The sequence below is a fragment of the Chthonomonas sp. genome, assembly GCF_035294505.1.
In the GTDB taxonomy this organism is placed as follows: domain Bacteria; phylum Armatimonadota; class Chthonomonadetes; order Chthonomonadales; family Chthonomonadaceae; genus Chthonomonas.
This window is the reverse complement of the sequence record NZ_DATGKU010000175.1, coordinates 1-15,058: the sequence shown is the minus strand read 5'-3', so window position 1 is coordinate 15,058 and position 15,058 is coordinate 1. Positions and strand designations below refer to the sequence as shown.

Annotated in this window: 12 protein-coding genes; 6 read left to right on the top strand and 6 right to left on the bottom strand. The window is 57.0% G+C overall.

Features of this window, described 5'->3' with window-relative positions:
- The 5 genes from pgk to VKV18_RS10485 all read right to left on the bottom strand — a co-directional run.
- Window positions 1-227, bottom strand: a 227-nt coding sequence (gene pgk / locus VKV18_RS10505; protein ID WP_324204161.1) for a phosphoglycerate kinase, incomplete at its 3' end; no start/stop codon positions are given.
- An 8-nt stretch (window positions 228-235) separates the two neighbouring features.
- Window positions 236-1,249, bottom strand: a complete 1,014-nt coding sequence (gap, locus tag VKV18_RS10500) for a type I glyceraldehyde-3-phosphate dehydrogenase (protein WP_324204160.1) — start codon at window positions 1,247-1,249, stop codon at window positions 236-238.
- A 1,224-nt stretch (window positions 1,250-2,473) separates the two neighbouring features.
- The gene (locus VKV18_RS10495) at window positions 2,474-3,712 is read right to left on the bottom strand and encodes an ABC transporter permease (protein ID WP_324204159.1); all 1,239 of its coding nucleotides are present in this window, start codon (window positions 3,710-3,712) and stop codon (window positions 2,474-2,476) included.
- A gap of 26 nt (window positions 3,713-3,738) precedes the next feature.
- Entirely contained in the window at window positions 3,739-5,466 is a 1,728-nt protein-coding gene (locus tag VKV18_RS10490; RefSeq protein WP_324204158.1) for an efflux RND transporter periplasmic adaptor subunit, read from the bottom strand.
- 13 nt (window positions 5,467-5,479) lie between these two features.
- Window positions 5,480-8,773 carry a hypothetical protein gene (locus VKV18_RS10485; protein ID WP_324204157.1) on the bottom strand — a complete coding sequence of 1,098 codons (3,294 nt, stop codon included), beginning with the start codon at window positions 8,771-8,773 and terminating at the stop codon, window positions 5,480-5,482.
- Window positions 8,774-9,101: 328 nt separating this feature from the next.
- Between VKV18_RS10485 and VKV18_RS10480 the strand changes: the two genes are divergently transcribed.
- The 6 genes from VKV18_RS10480 (at window position 9,102) to VKV18_RS10455 (ending at window position 14,067) form a co-directional block, all read left to right on the top strand.
- Window positions 9,102-9,503 carry a response regulator gene (locus VKV18_RS10480; RefSeq protein WP_324204156.1) on the top strand — a complete coding sequence of 134 codons (402 nt, stop codon included), beginning with the start codon at window positions 9,102-9,104 and terminating at the stop codon, window positions 9,501-9,503.
- Window positions 9,504-9,528: 25 nt separating this feature from the next.
- Window positions 9,529-11,385, top strand: a complete 1,857-nt coding sequence (locus tag VKV18_RS10475) for a glutamate mutase L (protein WP_414647194.1) — start codon at window positions 9,529-9,531, stop codon at window positions 11,383-11,385.
- Window positions 11,382-12,044: a hypothetical protein gene (locus VKV18_RS10470; protein ID WP_324204154.1), complete on the top strand. Its 663-nt coding sequence runs from the start codon at window positions 11,382-11,384 to the stop codon at window positions 12,042-12,044. Before VKV18_RS10475 ends, VKV18_RS10470 begins: the two co-directional genes overlap by 4 nt.
- 17 nt (window positions 12,045-12,061) lie before the next feature.
- Window positions 12,062-13,216: a hypothetical protein gene (locus tag VKV18_RS10465; protein WP_324204153.1), complete on the top strand. Its 1,155-nt coding sequence runs from the start codon at window positions 12,062-12,064 to the stop codon at window positions 13,214-13,216.
- A 113-nt stretch (window positions 13,217-13,329) separates the two neighbouring features.
- A complete protein-coding gene (locus VKV18_RS10460) occupies window positions 13,330-13,551 on the top strand; it encodes a hypothetical protein (protein WP_324204152.1) in 222 nt (73 codons plus the stop codon).
- A gap of 12 nt (window positions 13,552-13,563) precedes the next feature.
- Window positions 13,564-14,067: a hypothetical protein gene (locus VKV18_RS10455; protein WP_324204151.1), complete on the top strand. Its 504-nt coding sequence runs from the start codon at window positions 13,564-13,566 to the stop codon at window positions 14,065-14,067.
- 90 nt (window positions 14,068-14,157) lie between these two features.
- On the opposite strand, the gene VKV18_RS10450 is transcribed toward VKV18_RS10455, so the two are convergent.
- The coding region (locus VKV18_RS10450; RefSeq protein WP_324204150.1) for a hypothetical protein at window positions 14,158-15,058 on the bottom strand (901 nt) is incomplete at its 5' end.

The window sequence follows — 15,058 nt, the reverse complement described above, 5'->3', positions numbered from 1 at the left end:
ACCGGAGCGAGGGTGTATTTGGGGGTGACGCCCTTGGGTCTGCCTAGGTGGGAAACGAGAATAACCTTCGCTCCGGCATCTTTGAGATAGCGGATGGTGGGAAGCGCCGCCACAATGCGCGTATCGTCTGTGATCGCCCCGCTCTCATCCTGGGGGACGTTGAAGTCCACCCGCGTGAGAACCCGTTTGCCACGCACCTCTACATCACGAACGGTCTTCTTGTTCATCGCGTATTTTAAAGCCCCCGCTGTGCCAGATAGTGAACAAGGTCGCCGACTCGACAGGAGTATCCCCACTCGTTATCGTACCAGGCGAGCACCTTCACCATATTGCCGCCTACCACGACGGTATCTATGGCGGAGTAGATAGAGGAGTGCGGATTGCCTTTAAGGTCTGAGGAGACAAGCGGCTCTTCGGTGTACTGGAGAATGCCTTTCATCGGGCCTTCGGCATACTCTTTGGCCACGGCATTGACCTCTTCTTTGGTCACATCGCGACCGAGGAGGGCGGTGAAGTCCACGATAGAGACGGTTGCCGTGGGCACGCGAAAGGAGATACCGTGGAAGCGGCCTTTCAGCTCCGGAATAACGAGGCCCACGGCGCGCGCCGCGCCGGTTTCGGAGGGAACAATGTTTTCTGCAGCAGCACGCGCATCCCGCAGGTCTTTGGCAGCGGTATCTTGCAGGCGTTGCGAGTTGGTGTAGGAGTGGACGGTCGTGAGAATGCCTTTCTCAATGCCAAAGCGGTCGAAGAGGAACTTCGCGACGGGAGCCAAGCCGTTGGTGGTACAGGAGGCGTTGGAGATGACGTGATGCCTGGCCGGGTCGTACATCGTTTCATTGACGCCTAAGACAATCGTTAGGTCTTCATTTTTAGCAGGGGCCGAGATCACCACCTTTTTTACGCCGTGTTCACGATGGGCAACAGCTTTGGTGGCGTCGGTAAATAGGCCGGTGGATTCGATGACGATCTCGGCACCGACCTCGTCCCAACGAATATCGGCAGGGTTGCGCTCGGCGAACACGCGGATTTTTTTTCCGTTGACGATGAAGGAGTCCTCTTTGGCCTCCACATGACCTTTAAAAACCCCATAGTTGGTGTCGTACTTAAACAGATGCGCGTTTGTTGCGGTGTCGGTGAGGTCGTTCACGGCGACGACCTCGATGGTGTCGGGATGACGCTCAAGGATGGTGCGAAGGGTGATGCGACCGATGCGTCCGAACCCGTTGATGCCTACACGTACGGGCATGATGGTATCCTCCTAAAAAATCGTTTTCAAAATTCCCACGGTGCACGCGGTACCTCTTTTAATACTACCCGAAAAGTGGCCTTGGTTGCTTGCGATGGGAATAGAAGCAAAATTTGCGAATTCAGCGCATATGCGAAGTGAGACTACCAACCTCGCGGTTCTAGAGCTAAGTCATAGAGTAAGCCGACTTTGCTCGCCCCCTATCCCCTCCTTTCGTCTTGCAGACAGCAACGCAGCGGTCTTAGCAGACGGCACAGCAGCGGCCTGAGAGATGGGCTTTGAAGGAAACGACACAGGCCGCTGAGGCGTTTATTGTGTCTTACTTATTGAAGAAAGGGAGCGGTTGTGTTGAGTTTCCAAAGGAAAGGTTATCAAAGGAAACCGCCTGTAGGGGCACGGTGACCGTGCCCCTTTTGCTAATCTCCCCTCTCCCTGATAGGGGGAGGGGCGGGGGGTGGGGGCTTGAAGAGCTGGCAATACGCTTGTCCTTTCGAGCCGAAGACGAGATGAACAACTGCCATTCCGAGCCGATACCACAACTGTCATTTCGAGCCGAAGGCGAGAAATCTTGAGTTTCCATTCCCACCGGTTCTGAGGGGTGGGGTAGGGCTGCGGAGACTGCCAATCTCACAGTTCTAGAGATAGTTTATAGAGCAAGCCTATTTTGCTCGCCCCCTATCCCGTCCTTTCCGTCCTTGCGGACGGCAACGCAGCGGCCAGAGAAATAGGCGATAAAGGAAGTAATTCAGGCCGCTGAGGTGTCGAGTTTATTTTGAATAGGGAAAGGGGGCGGTTATGGTTGGTTTCCAAAAGGAAGCTAACTATAAGGAAACCGCCTGTAGGGGCACGGTGACCGTGCCCCTTTTGCTAATCTCCCCTCTCCCCAATGGGGGGAGGGGAAGGGCACCCTACCCCAGCGTCGGCCTTGAGGGGCGGGGGGGTGGGGGCTTGAAGAGCTGGCGATACGACTGTCATTCCGAGCTGAAGACGAGATAAACAACTGTCATTTCGAGCCGATACCACAACTGTCATTTCGAGCCGAAGGCGAGAAATCTTGACTTTCAATTCCACTAGCCCTGCGGGAAAGGGCGCCCTACCCCAGAAAATCGAAAGATTTTCTGGGGACCCCTGTATCGGCCTTGAGGTTACCCCATGGGATTTCCGTGTTTTATTGGGCAGGCACAAGGCCTGCCCCTACGGACTTTTATGCGCGCTACCGAGGGCTTACTCATAACGGAGGGCTTGGATGGGGTCGAGCTTGGAGGCGCGTATTGCGGGATAGAGACCGAAAAACACCCCAACGCCGGCAGAAAAGACGAAGGCGCCCACAACGGCCCAAAGCGGCACGTAGATGGCCAAGCCCTTGTGGCCGTTGTTGTTTAGGGCCTTGATAAAGGTGGAGATGTATCCGATGGTGTAGGAGAGCGCGGAGCCGATGCCAACCCCGGTGAGGCCTCCGATGCCCGATAGCGTGGCCGATTCGATGAGAAATTGAATGAGGATATCCTTTTGCTTTGCCCCAACGGCCTTACGGAGGCCGATCTCACGTGTGCGTTCGGTAACGGAAACCAGCATAATGTTCATAATGCCTATGCCACCTACTAAGAGCGCGAGTGCCGCGATGGAGCCGAGTACCAGGGTAAAAGCGGCGAAGACGGTGGTAATGCTTTGCAGAACCGTGTCTAAGCTATCCACTTTGATGCCAGGCACGTCGGCATAGCGGCGCATAAGGCAACGCCATATCTGGTCTTTCGCCTGTTCCATTTTTTGAAGGCTCACCGGCTGCGCATAGATGATCCCCACCAAATCGGTGCCCACCATCCGCTGCTGCACGGTAGAGAGCGGCGCGTAGACAAGAGTGTCTTGATCGCCCATAAAGGAGCGTCCCTTTGGCTTGGCAACCCCGACCACGGTAAAGGGGATGTTGTTGAGGTCTATTTCGGAGCCGATAGGGTTTTGTTTGCCGAAAAGCTCGGTGGCTACCTTCGAGCCGATGACGCAGACTTTTGCCCACTGTTGCAGATCAAGCTCGGTGATGAAGCGGCCGGAGGCCAAGGGAACGTCGAGAAGGGCGGCATAGTCTGGCATAACCCCATAGATTTGCACGTCGAGATGTTTGCCGTTGTGCACGGCCGTGCTGTTGGGCAAGGGCAACTGGGGTGATACCCGTGTAATGAGATTACAGCGTTGAAGAATATCCTCTACATCGCGCATTTTGAAGCCGTCAATATGGCGAACGGCTCGGTCGTGCGTTTTGTTGTCGGGCTCGTAGATAACCATAATCAGATTGGAGCCCATCTTCTCGAACTCGGCGGCGACGCGGCGCGACATGCCCTGGAGAATGGCCACCATCATGATCACGGCGCTCACCCCGATGATGATGCCGAGCATAGTAAGCCCCGAGCGCAACTTATTCATGCGCAGGTTGTTGAGGGCGGTGATAAGGCAGTGCCAAAAGGTCATAGGCGCGATGAACTCTTCACAGGCGTTTACTCTTCATGGATGTCGAATTTCTGCCGCGGTGGGCCGGTATAGGGGGCGGGCATAAGCACCTCGCCCTCCTTTAGGCCGGAAAGCACCTCGGCGTAGTTATCGTCTTGAATGCCGATCTGAATCGTGCGCATTTGCGTTATCGGTTTCGACCGGTCGGCCGAGGCCGGTGCAACTATCACTTTCACCTGAGGGTGTGAGCCGCTGCCGTAGAGACAGTCTACCGGTACCCTCAACACGTTATGCCGTGCTGCCACAATGATGGTACAGTGGGCGCTCATGCCGGGGCGAAGGCGCGGGTCGGCGTGATCGATACGTATCTCTACGGGAAACCGGATGACGGTGTTTTGAGAGGTTGCGGCTCCGTTGGAAGCGGCCGCCGCGGTATAGGAGGAGGCGGCGGGAGCCACCTTGCTCACGCGCCCCCAAAAAACCACTCCAGGTGAGGCGCTTGTGGTGACTTCGGTTGGCATGCCCACCCGAATCTTGTTGATGTCTACCTCATTCACCTCGATCTTCACCAGCATGGTGCCGAGGTCGGCCACCTGGTAGATCGGCGAGCCGGAGGTGAAGGAGCTAATGGCTGAGGTGATGAGGTCGCCGGGTTCCACATAGCGTTTCGTGATAACGCCCGTCATAGGTGAATAGATGGTGGTATCGTGGAGCTGCACAAGAGCTGCGTTGAGTTGGTTGCGAATCTGTTGGGCGTCGGCGGCAGCGGCGAGCACATCGTCACGGCGCATTTTATTTTGGATGAGGTTGCTGCGGGCTTGTGCCAGTTGCGCAAGCGCTTGTCGGTAGGCGGCCGTAGCGCTGGCCAACTCGTCCTGCGAGGCGATGGGCTGCGGGTTGAGTTGAGCCTGACGCAAAGCGGCTTCTGCTTGGGCGACCTGGGCTTGGGCGGCGGCCACTTGGCTTCGGGCGTTTTGCTCCTCGATGGCGTTGGCCTCCTCAATGCGGTCGAGTTTCTCCTTCGCTTCCTGCTCTTGCGCTTTGGCGACGAGGTAGGTCTCTTCGGCTGCATCTACGGCGGACTGTGACACAAAGCCTTTTTGCAGCAGCTGTTTTTGCCGTTGTAGGTTCAAGGCCGCATTCTGCTCTTGGGCGAGCGCCTGCTGATAGGCAGAGCGAGCGGAGGCAACCGCATTGGGGTGAGTTGTTTTGACCATTAGCTCAAGGGCCTGCTCCTGCGCCTTCAGATTGGCCTTTGCCGCTTCCAAGCCGGCCTTCGCATTTTGAATGGCCTGCGTGTTGAGCTGGGGTTGCGCTGTGGCCTGCAGTTCGGCCTCGTCGAGGCGCGCTTTGGCTTGGGCGAGGTTCTGTTGATACTGCGCAATGGTGGCGCTCGTCTGTTGGTCTTGAAGCAGGGCAGCTTTCCGTGCCGACGCGAGACGAGCCTCTGCCGCATCCAGTTGCGCTTCAAGCGCTTTCACCTGGTTGATCACGTCTATGGGGTCTATGGTTGCAAGTATCTGGCCTTGGCGCACGGTCTGCCCTTCATGAACGTAGAGCCTAAGAATTCGACCGGCCACTTTCGACTTCACGTCCACTTTGCTAAGCGGCTCGATGGTGCCATCTTCTACCACCTTGACAACCACGTCGCCGCGCGTGACCTTTTCGGTTTCATCCGATTTTTGAGCGGGTTTGGCCAGGATATGGGATATCCATATCCCCATCACCAGGGCACACAGCAGCAAGAACGAGCAACCGATAGCGAATTTTTTCATGGGCTTTCCAAGTTTATTGTGAGTTACCGATAGCGATGGTGACGGTCTGGCCGAAGGGAATGCGGTTCGGCGCATCGGGACGGTCTTGTAACACCAGTCGAAGGGTAATAGATGCCGGTGGATTGGGAGGAAGGAGCCGTCGTATCTGCGCGGCATCTATGAGCAACCGGCCGTAACGAGGCACATCTTTGGTGAGAGGGAGGATGCCAAGTAGGCGATCTTGACTCGAGATCATAAGCCCAACCCGCCCGGCTCCGCCGGCCAACCATTCCGCTTCGCCGGTGTTGGTGAGAAGGAGTTGCTGCGGGAATCCATCGGGGTCGGTGCCGATAGGCAATATCTCCCCGTTGACAAACTGCAGTGGCTCTAACCCTTTTAGAGGCAGATCGCCGACGGCGGTTAGCGGCACGGTTGCCGTGGTGGTGCCGGTGCCGCGGGTTCGCACTCCAGGCATTTTCCCCTCCTCACGCAGTTGGGCATAGATGGGGAGAAAATGGGCGTAAAGCCCCGCGTACCCACGAGCATCCTTATCGCGGTCTATTTCCAGCCAGGTTGTGGGTTTGGGGTCTACCACGGCTTTTGGGAGTTCCTCTTTGGCGAGTTTTGAGAGCCTTAGGGCGGCGGGGCGTGGAGTTCCGTCGGGCGAGATGATGCCGAAGTCGCTATTTTCGTCAATGCGCAGTCCACCGGGGAACCACCAGGCTGCGGTTCCGTTGGAGCCGGTATCAAGGACGAGACGGCACATCTTGTCGTAGTAGGCTCCTTGTTGTTCCAGTCGTTGGGGGTTGGCGGGAAGGACGGAGCGGCCGAATTCCGCCCAGAACACCGGTTTCCCATTGCCTGCCCAACGCGCGTAGGCGGCGGTAAAGCCCCCTCCGCGGAAGGTAGGCCAGTCGCCATCAAGGGCATAGCCCTCGGGCGAAATGAAGTCGAGGTGCGCCGCTCCAGAGACGAGGTCAAACGGGGCGACCCCAGCCACATAGAGGCTGCCATTCCCTCCGTAGCCGCTGCGGGCACCGATAAGGGGGCCATAAGGCCTCAACAGTTGCACCACCTTCGCATACCCGCGGCTGATGAGATCGTCCAAAAATCGGCGGTAGGCGGCAACGAAGAGGCGCCACGGGCCGTCTTGGCTGAGCTGTTGGTCAGAGGGGCCGGTGACCAGGCCCTCCGCGTCGCGTGGCGCTTTCATTCCCCACATCTCTTCTGCATGCTCGATACTGCCATACTGCTCCTTAATCCATTGCCGCCACTGCGGATCCCACGCTTTGCGTTGGTCGTAGGGCCCCATATGGGGCTCCCACGCGATATCGAAGGCAAAGATGGTGTCATTGCCACGAATGTTGGCCGCATTCAGTAGTTTCGTAAGCGCTTCCGGGTCGAAATAAAGTGGATGGGCATACGCGAGAAATACGTTGGCTTTGATGCCTAGGTTTCGGCATCTTATGAGGAAATCGTTGAGGGCGGGGGCTTCATCGGGGCGGGTATATTGCACACTGACGACGTTAAACCCAAGGCGGTGGCAGATATCGAGGTCGCGTTGGATGAGGACGGGGTCGTACTCATCTGGGGAGAGCCAGCCGTGCTGATAGCGGTCAACACGCTGCCCTGCGATCCAGCCCGGCCAAAAGTTTACGCCTACCGGGCGCCACGGCTGTCCATCTAAAACGAACTCGCCGCCCTCCACGCGAACGAAATGGGCAAGAGAGGCGGTGCGGGTTTTCATGGGTAGCACGCGAAACGGCTCCTGTAGGCGATCGAGGATCGCTGAGGCCGGTTGGTCGGTTTGCAGCGTGATGGTTACCCTATATTCACCCGCGGGGAGATCGGTTAGCGTGTAGGTTGGCGACAAGGTTTGCTGATAGGGTTCCAAAGAGACCGTTGTTGCAAAATCTCGCTCGAAAGATGGAGATATGGAGTTAGGCAGGCTCTCGACATGCCACTTTAAGCGAAGTGTTTGGGGTTGAGCGGAGTTGCTGATCAGCTTTGCCCCAATGACCACAGGTGTTTGGAAGGGATAGGAGGCCTTATCTACCCCGCCATAGGCGATATAGGCCGGTTGGCGGAGCCGAAGCACCATATCGCGCAGTGTCTCTTCCGAAGGCAGGCTTTGATGAGCAGGAAGGGCGATCCCGCCCCAGCAGGTGCCAAGGTAGGAACCCTGCAATGGGACGTAGAGCCAGTGGCTGTTATCTAACTCCTCAAGGTCGTCCCCCTTCCCGTCGTTTGGATTCGTGATCTCTGCCGGTAGAACCAGGCGCCCCGGACGCCCTTGATCGGCTAACCCAAGGCCGCGCTCGCGAATGACAGGGCGCCATTCCCCTTCCGAGGTCACATAGCCCCGATAGTCGGGGCTAAGCGCAGGGAGATCGGGGGGTGCGGTTTCGATGGCGTACGGAGAGGCTCCGACTTCCAGATCGGCAAGCCAAAATTGGTGATCGCCTTCCTGCATAAGCGCGTGCGAGTTGGCTAGCCCGATGCGCCAGAGCATCGCGTTCTGTGGGTGGAACACGTCGCCATGCCCTCCTCGCCCCTGACCTCCTTCCCAAAATCGAAAGGCAGATGGAAGCAGGACGTAGCGTTGCCAGTGTGTGGTGAGAGGAACTGCCGTAATCCATCGTGAGCCATCGCGTTCTACCCACTCCATGACGAGGGCATTGGTATCGGGCGCTCCTTTTGCCCAGAAAAGGGTGAGATTCTCTTGGGGGCCGAACGGCGAGGCGGGAAATGCGGGCGCTGTGAGGTTAACCCAATTATGGTAGTTTTCAAAACGGAAATAGAGCGCCGTGCCGTGCGGTGAAGGCTCTTTTGTGACGGTGATCCGTGTATTGGGCGAATCGGCGGCTTGGTTCCAGGAGGCTGGATCGGCGTTTTGAAAGTCGAACACGGGATGCCCTTTGGCTTCCTGAAGTAGCTGGTGGCGAAGACACCAACGGCCGTTTTGTAGGAAGACACTATGGGTAAAGGCAGGGCCTCCAATGCAAAGCAGACGACCGTGTTGTTGGAGGAAGTGCAGTAGGTTCACCTGCGCGTCACCGGGGAGATAGGCGGCATTGGGCAAAATCAACAGATCGAACTTTTCGGCATTGAAGTGTGCTGGATCGGCAAGTTGCTGTGGGGGCAGAATCGTTGCAGCAAGATGGGCCTTTTGAAGCGTTGCCAGGAGCTTTGTGGAGAGACTTTCAGCCACCAACGGTGGCATTCCTCCCAGCACCGCGATGCGCTGTTGTGGGGCAGGTTGCGCATCGGCAGAAAGCACCGTGGTGCCGAACAAAGCCATACATAGAAACATCGTTTTCGTGTACATTCTTATGCTCCGTGAGCCTTTCATTTGACCTCTATTCTTTTTGACATCGGCTTCGTTCTTCCCTGCCGCCGATTTTCCCTCTCTCGAATAGAGAGGCTGTTGGGCCGGCGGTTCTAGAGTTCATTCGTGGAGCCGCCCTATCTCGTCCTTTCCATCTTAGCGTGGGGCGCTTCTGGTGGAGGAGGAAGGGCCATCCGCAAAGGCGCCGGGCTTGTGGTCTAAAACCAAGCTTGATCTGTATACCTTAGAACCAAAAAACAACGTGGACAGGAATACAAAAGAAGGGAAATAGATGTATAAAGAGGAATAGATCAGAAAGGGAAAAACCATGAACTCATCGAATACGCCTACGGTGCTGATCGTCAATCCCGATCTGCTCTCTTCGTCTCGAATTGAATCGGCCCTGAAAAGCTTGGGTTGGGCGGTCGTCACCGCCCGAACCCAAGACGAGGCCTTAGCGCGTTTGCGCCACATCGCTCCCCTGTTGGTTGTCATCAACTTCAACATTGAGGGCCTGCAGCCCTTGGTCATCACCGAACGGGCCAAAAGCCTACACCCCCAGGTCAAGGTGCTCGGCTTTATCTCCCATACCCGCCTCGCAGAAGTTCGCCCAAAAGCGCAGATTGCCGGCTGCGACAAGCTCGTGGCCAACTCGGCCCTTCAAGAGCGCCTACCACAAATCCTTGCCGGACTCTTCCCAAAGCTGCCGGCCCTAAAGAACACCAAATAGAGCCTATTGTGTGCTAAAATTGCCTATGTCCACCGCCAAAATGCCCATAGACCCAAATCAGGTTCGTTCTATCCTCGCCACCGATTGTGGCAGCACCACCACCAAAGCCATTCTCATTGAGAAACAGCCGGATGGCACCTACCGTCTCGTCTGCCGCGGTGAGGCCCCCACCACCGTTGAGGCGCCGTTCGATGACGTTACCATCGGAGTTACCAACGCCATTCGCGAGGTAGAAGAGTTGCGTGGGCGCCGCCTCCTCGACGATAGCGGAAAACCGCTGACGCCACAACAAGAGGATGGCTCAGGAGTAGACCTCTACCTCTCGACATCCAGCGCCGGTGGGGGGCTGCAGATGACCGTGATCGGCGTGGTGAAGCGAATGAGCGCGGAAAGCGCCCAACGCGCTGCCCTTGGCGCCGGCGCCATCGTCATTGATGTGCTGGCTACCGACGACGGGCGCAAAGACTTTGAGCGCGTGGAGCGCCTACGCCAGCTCCGACCCGACATCCTCCTCATGGCCGGGGGCACCGATGGGGGCACCGTTATCCACCTCGTTGAAATGGCCGAGATGCTGCTCGCTGCCGACCCACGCCCTCGCCTCGGCCACAACACCAAACTGCCCGTCATCTACGCCGGTAACCCCGATGCCTATCCTCAGGTGGCGGAGATTCTCAAAGGGCACTTCGACCTTCGTCAAGTTCCCAACCTACGCCCCACCCTGGAACGCGAAAACCTCGGGCCGGCACGAGAGGCCATTCATGAGGTCTTTCTGCAACATGTCATGCAACAAGCCCCTGGCTATAGCAAACTGCTGAACTGGACCAGCGCCGACATTATGTCTACTCCTAACGCCGTCGGCAAAATCATGCAGACCATCGCCGAACAGCAGGGCATCAACCTGCTCGGAGTGGACATCGGAGGCGCCACCACCGATGTCTTCTCCGTTTTTGATGGGCATTTTACCCGCACCGTCTCGGCCAACTTGGGCATGTCGTACTCCATTTGTAACGTCCTCGCGGAGGCGAAAATCGATCGCATCTGTCGCTGGCTCCCCTTTCCCGTCGAGGCCTCCGAGGTTCGTAACCAACTGCGCAACAAGATGATTCGTCCCACCACTATCCCCCAACTCCTCACCGATCTTTTGCTGGAACAGGCCGTCTGTCGCGAAGCGCTCGCCCTCGCTTTTGAACATCACAAATCGCTCGCCAGAGACCTGTTTGGGGTGGCTCAGGCCAAAAATGTCGGCCAAATCTTTGAGCAAAAGACCTCTAAAAGCCTTATTAATATGCTCGATTTGGATGTTATCGTGGGTTCGGGCGGCGTGCTCTCCCATGCGCCCCTCCGCGCTCAGGCCGCCCTTATGATGCTCGATGCTTTCCAGCCCGAAGGCTTTACCCTGCTCACCGTCGACTCTATCTTTATGATGCCTCAACTCGGCGTGCTCTCTACCCTCCATCCAGAAGCCGCAACCCACGTTTTCCAACGCGACTGCCTCATCTACCTGGGAACATGCATCGCGCCGATCGGCGTAAGCAGAGAGGGAGAGCCTTGCATTACCGTTGAATGGGAAGATTGGAAAGATATTGTGCCGTTTGGAGCGCTTCGAGTCTATCCTTTAGGGCTGAACTCTGCCGGCGAGCCGGAGGAGCAGGAGATAACGGTTACTCCCTCACGTGCCTTCGATTTGGGCGCCGGGCGTGGGCGCGCCGTACGACGTGTGGTTAAAGGTGGGGTGGTAGGCCTGATCGTAGATGCGCGCGGGCGGCCATTGCAGCTTCCAACCGACCCCAGTGCACGTCTCTATTGCCTGCAGGAATGGTATCGCACCCTGAATATCCCCTTGCCGCAACAAAGTCAAACTGTGGTAGAGGCCAGATCATGAATATGACACCAACACCTTCCCGCCCCGAACGCAAAGCCACCCTCCGTTTGGGGCAAAGAGAGTTAAACTATATCACGCTCTTTGTAGCCCTCATCGTTATCGCCGGGGTGCTGTGGGGCGGCTATCGGGGCTTTATGAGCTTTAAAGCCCAGCGCGACATTGTGATCGCCCAAGAGAACCTACATACCCTCTATAGCGCCATGCTCTTATACAGCAAAGACTTTGATGGCAGATTGCCAAAGGCAGACCACTGGACGGATGCTATTCTCGGCTATCTTTCCGCTTCGAGCAGCCGACCCGGTGGGCGCGAAGCCTTCTTGCACGGGCCGGCCGACAACGGCGAGGTTGGCTATGCCTTCAACACCTACGCCTCGGAATACAATTTTGAGCCGAGCGGCTCCTTTACCCAGAAATCCGATACGGACACGCAGTCTTCCATAGACCCCGATAGAACCGTGCTGCTCATCGAAAAGCCCAATGCCCCTCCCAACGCCACCGTCAGCATTCCGCCTATCAACAACGTCAACGACCAGGCCATTCTTTATAAGGCGCTCTCGTTTCCCCATAATACCGGCGATCCGGAGAACGCCAAAACCGTTATCCTCTATCTCAGCGGACGCATTGATGTCGTTACCCGACGCGATATGCGCCCACAATAGCGGAGGAACCGCACCCTATGAGTACCGCCTATACCCCCGGCCTTAAAGTCTCGTCCTACACCTCTATCGAAAAAGAACGACGTCTGCCGGTGAAAGGGGAGGTGCTTGTGCAGGAAGGCGATGAGGTTTCGCCGGATACGGTAGTCGCACGTGCCGAGCTGCCAAGCCCTATGCAAACCTTTCGCCTCGCCGCCCAACTCGGCATAGAGGCCTCAGCTTTGCCAAAGGTGCTCAAAATAAAACAGGGCGACAGAGTGCAAAAAGGAGACCTTCTGGCCGAAACGCCGGGGCTTTTTGGGCGGTTTTTCCGTAGCCGGTTCTACGCTCCTCTCAGCGGCACCGTAGAGCTTGTCTCCCCTACAACCGGCAATATCGGCATTCGCCCCCCTCCTCTGCCGGTAGAACAGCGCGCCTATGTACGTGGGCATGTCCTGCGTGTGCTCCCCCAAGAAGGCGTGGTGATCCGCTGTGTCGGCGCGCTCGTGCAAGGTATCTTTGGAGTTGGGGGCGAACGCTTGGGCACCGTTCATGTGGTAACCGGCGGCCCCGATAGCCCTCTCACCGATCAGCACATCCACGAAAAGCATCAGGGCGGAGTTGTGGTAGGCGGCAGCCTCATCACACCGGAGGCCTTGCGCAAAGCCGCAACACTGGGCGTTGCCGGTGTGGTCTGTGGGGGCGTTGTGGATACCGATCTCATTGCCTTCCTGGCCGACATGCTTAACGACCCCAACTACGACATTGGGGTCGCCATCACCGGTCAAGAGCCAATCCCTTTTACACTCATACTCACGGAGGGTTTCGGCCCCATCCCCATGGCCGAGCGTACCTTCCGCCTGTTCTGCCATTTAGAGGGTAAACAGGCCTCCATCAACGGGGCCACCCAAATAAGGGCTGGCGTCCTTCGCCCCGAAGTGATCGTGCCGCTAGACCCGATGGAACAGTCCTATCGGGATGGCGATATCCAGCCCGCCCAAGAGCTTGGCGTTGGCACCCCTATTCGCCTGATACGCTCGCCCTACTTTGGCGCGATCGGCGAGGTTGCCGAGTTGCCCATTGCTCCCGAACAGGTTGAATCGGGGGCTGTGGTGCGCGTTTTGCGTGCGAAACTCGCCGATGGTCGTCTCGTCACCGTCCCTCGCGCTAACGCCGAGATCATCGAGGTGCTCTAAAGGATCGCCGCCTACGCCCGAAATAAACGCTCGATCGCGCGTTTAAAACACGCGCGCGTGTTTCATCGCTCTCTGCCGAAATCTACCGGCGGTTCGGGCAGGCGATCGGCTATGTGCGCCAACGCGGGTTCGAGCCGCTGCAACAAGAGGCCCTGATACTCCAGTATGTGCAGACCCATCAGCGCATCTCGCGTCACGATGTGATGAGCCTCTGCAAGCTAAATGAAGATCAGGCCTCCCGCCTCCTTCGCCGTTTGGTAAATGCAGGTAAACTAACACTACATCGAGCCGGCCGTAGCTCCTTCTACACGGCCGCTTCGACCCCAAAAGGCTAAAGGAACAAGTCTATGAGCCATGCATCCGGCCATAACGACAGTGTGCCACAACCTAGTCTCTCCGACCTCGCGCGCATTCAAGGCGGTGGGCTTACCCTCCTCGTCGTCACCAAAAAAGACCCGCTTTCTTTCTATCTCTTCGTGAATGGGCGTGAGATAGCACAAGCCGATGTCGAAAGCATGTCCATTCTCATTCAAGGCCCCGACGCCAACTCCGAAGGAACCATCCATACGGCGCTCTCTTACTATGTGCCCAGCATCAGCGGTGGAAAAAATACGCAAACCATTGGGCTTCTCCCCGGCACCATAGAGATTCTCGTCGAAACGAGGCGCATTCAGGTTACCGCCCCTTTTCCAAATACATTTGATGGACTTTGGGTCGGTCTCGGACTGCGTGCCGACGGTTCCCCTTATCCACTCACCGGCCTTCATGCTTTCAACTTCCTTCTAGAAGGCACTCTGCTCCATGCCGAACTTACCTGGATGAATGGAGTAACAGAAAGCATTATCGAATAGCCTTCTGCTTCTTGCGCTCAGAACGAAAAAAGCCCAAGGAGAGAGACTCTCCTTGGGCAACTACAGCGCATGTCCTTACTGCATGAAACGCTAATGGATTAGAATCTGATCGTTAGCCGGGATGGATATGCCGGTGGCTTGGGCAAACGGTGCTCCAAACCCACTTGCGGAAACCGGAATCAACAACACCGTCCCGTTAACAGCGGATGGTTGTTGCGCTCCCACAACGACATACTTTCCATCCAGCGTAAAGCCCAGCGTGGTTACCAGTCCAAGCTGGTACGATTGGTTTCCAACCGTGAAGCTGGGGCTGTAGATATTGCCCACCTGCGCCAAATTGCCGGTATCCACGCCGGAAAGCAGAATCAACCCCGCATCGGTACCCACAACGGCAAGCTTACCATCCGGTGATACGGCTACCGCATGAAGCACCGATACACCACTTAACGCCAATCGAGAGCCGTGCCTTTCAGGCCGAACGACTTGACGACTTATAAGCGACATCGAAGCCGGAGTTCTAAGATGCACTGAACGCACGGAGGGATTGCCGGGCAAACCGACAATAAGGCTTGCGACCATATCGCCGTTGGCATCTCCAATAACGACCGCTCGGCTCGAGTCCACCGGGCTAATCGCCATGCCGTCGCGTCCATCCTCCATGTTGGAGGCGCCCTGTGGCGCTAAATTGGCGGTTTGGGTAAAGGTATAGCCCCCTCCACTCGCCGGCGCAATGGAGAACACCGTCAGGCCGCTATTCCCTCGTGCCAGCAACACCTTGCCGTCGTTGGAGATGACCACCCCATCCCGATTGTCGGGTATGGCTATGGTTCCGGCAGTAGTAGGGTTGCCTGAAACGATGCCGGATACCACCAGCAACTGCGAACTGGAGTCGCCCGACACCACCGCCGTATCTCCATTAGGCATGATCGCGATGGAATCGCCATCGCCGCCATAGTTGGAAATGTCTAAGGTGTTTGTAGACACCGTGGGC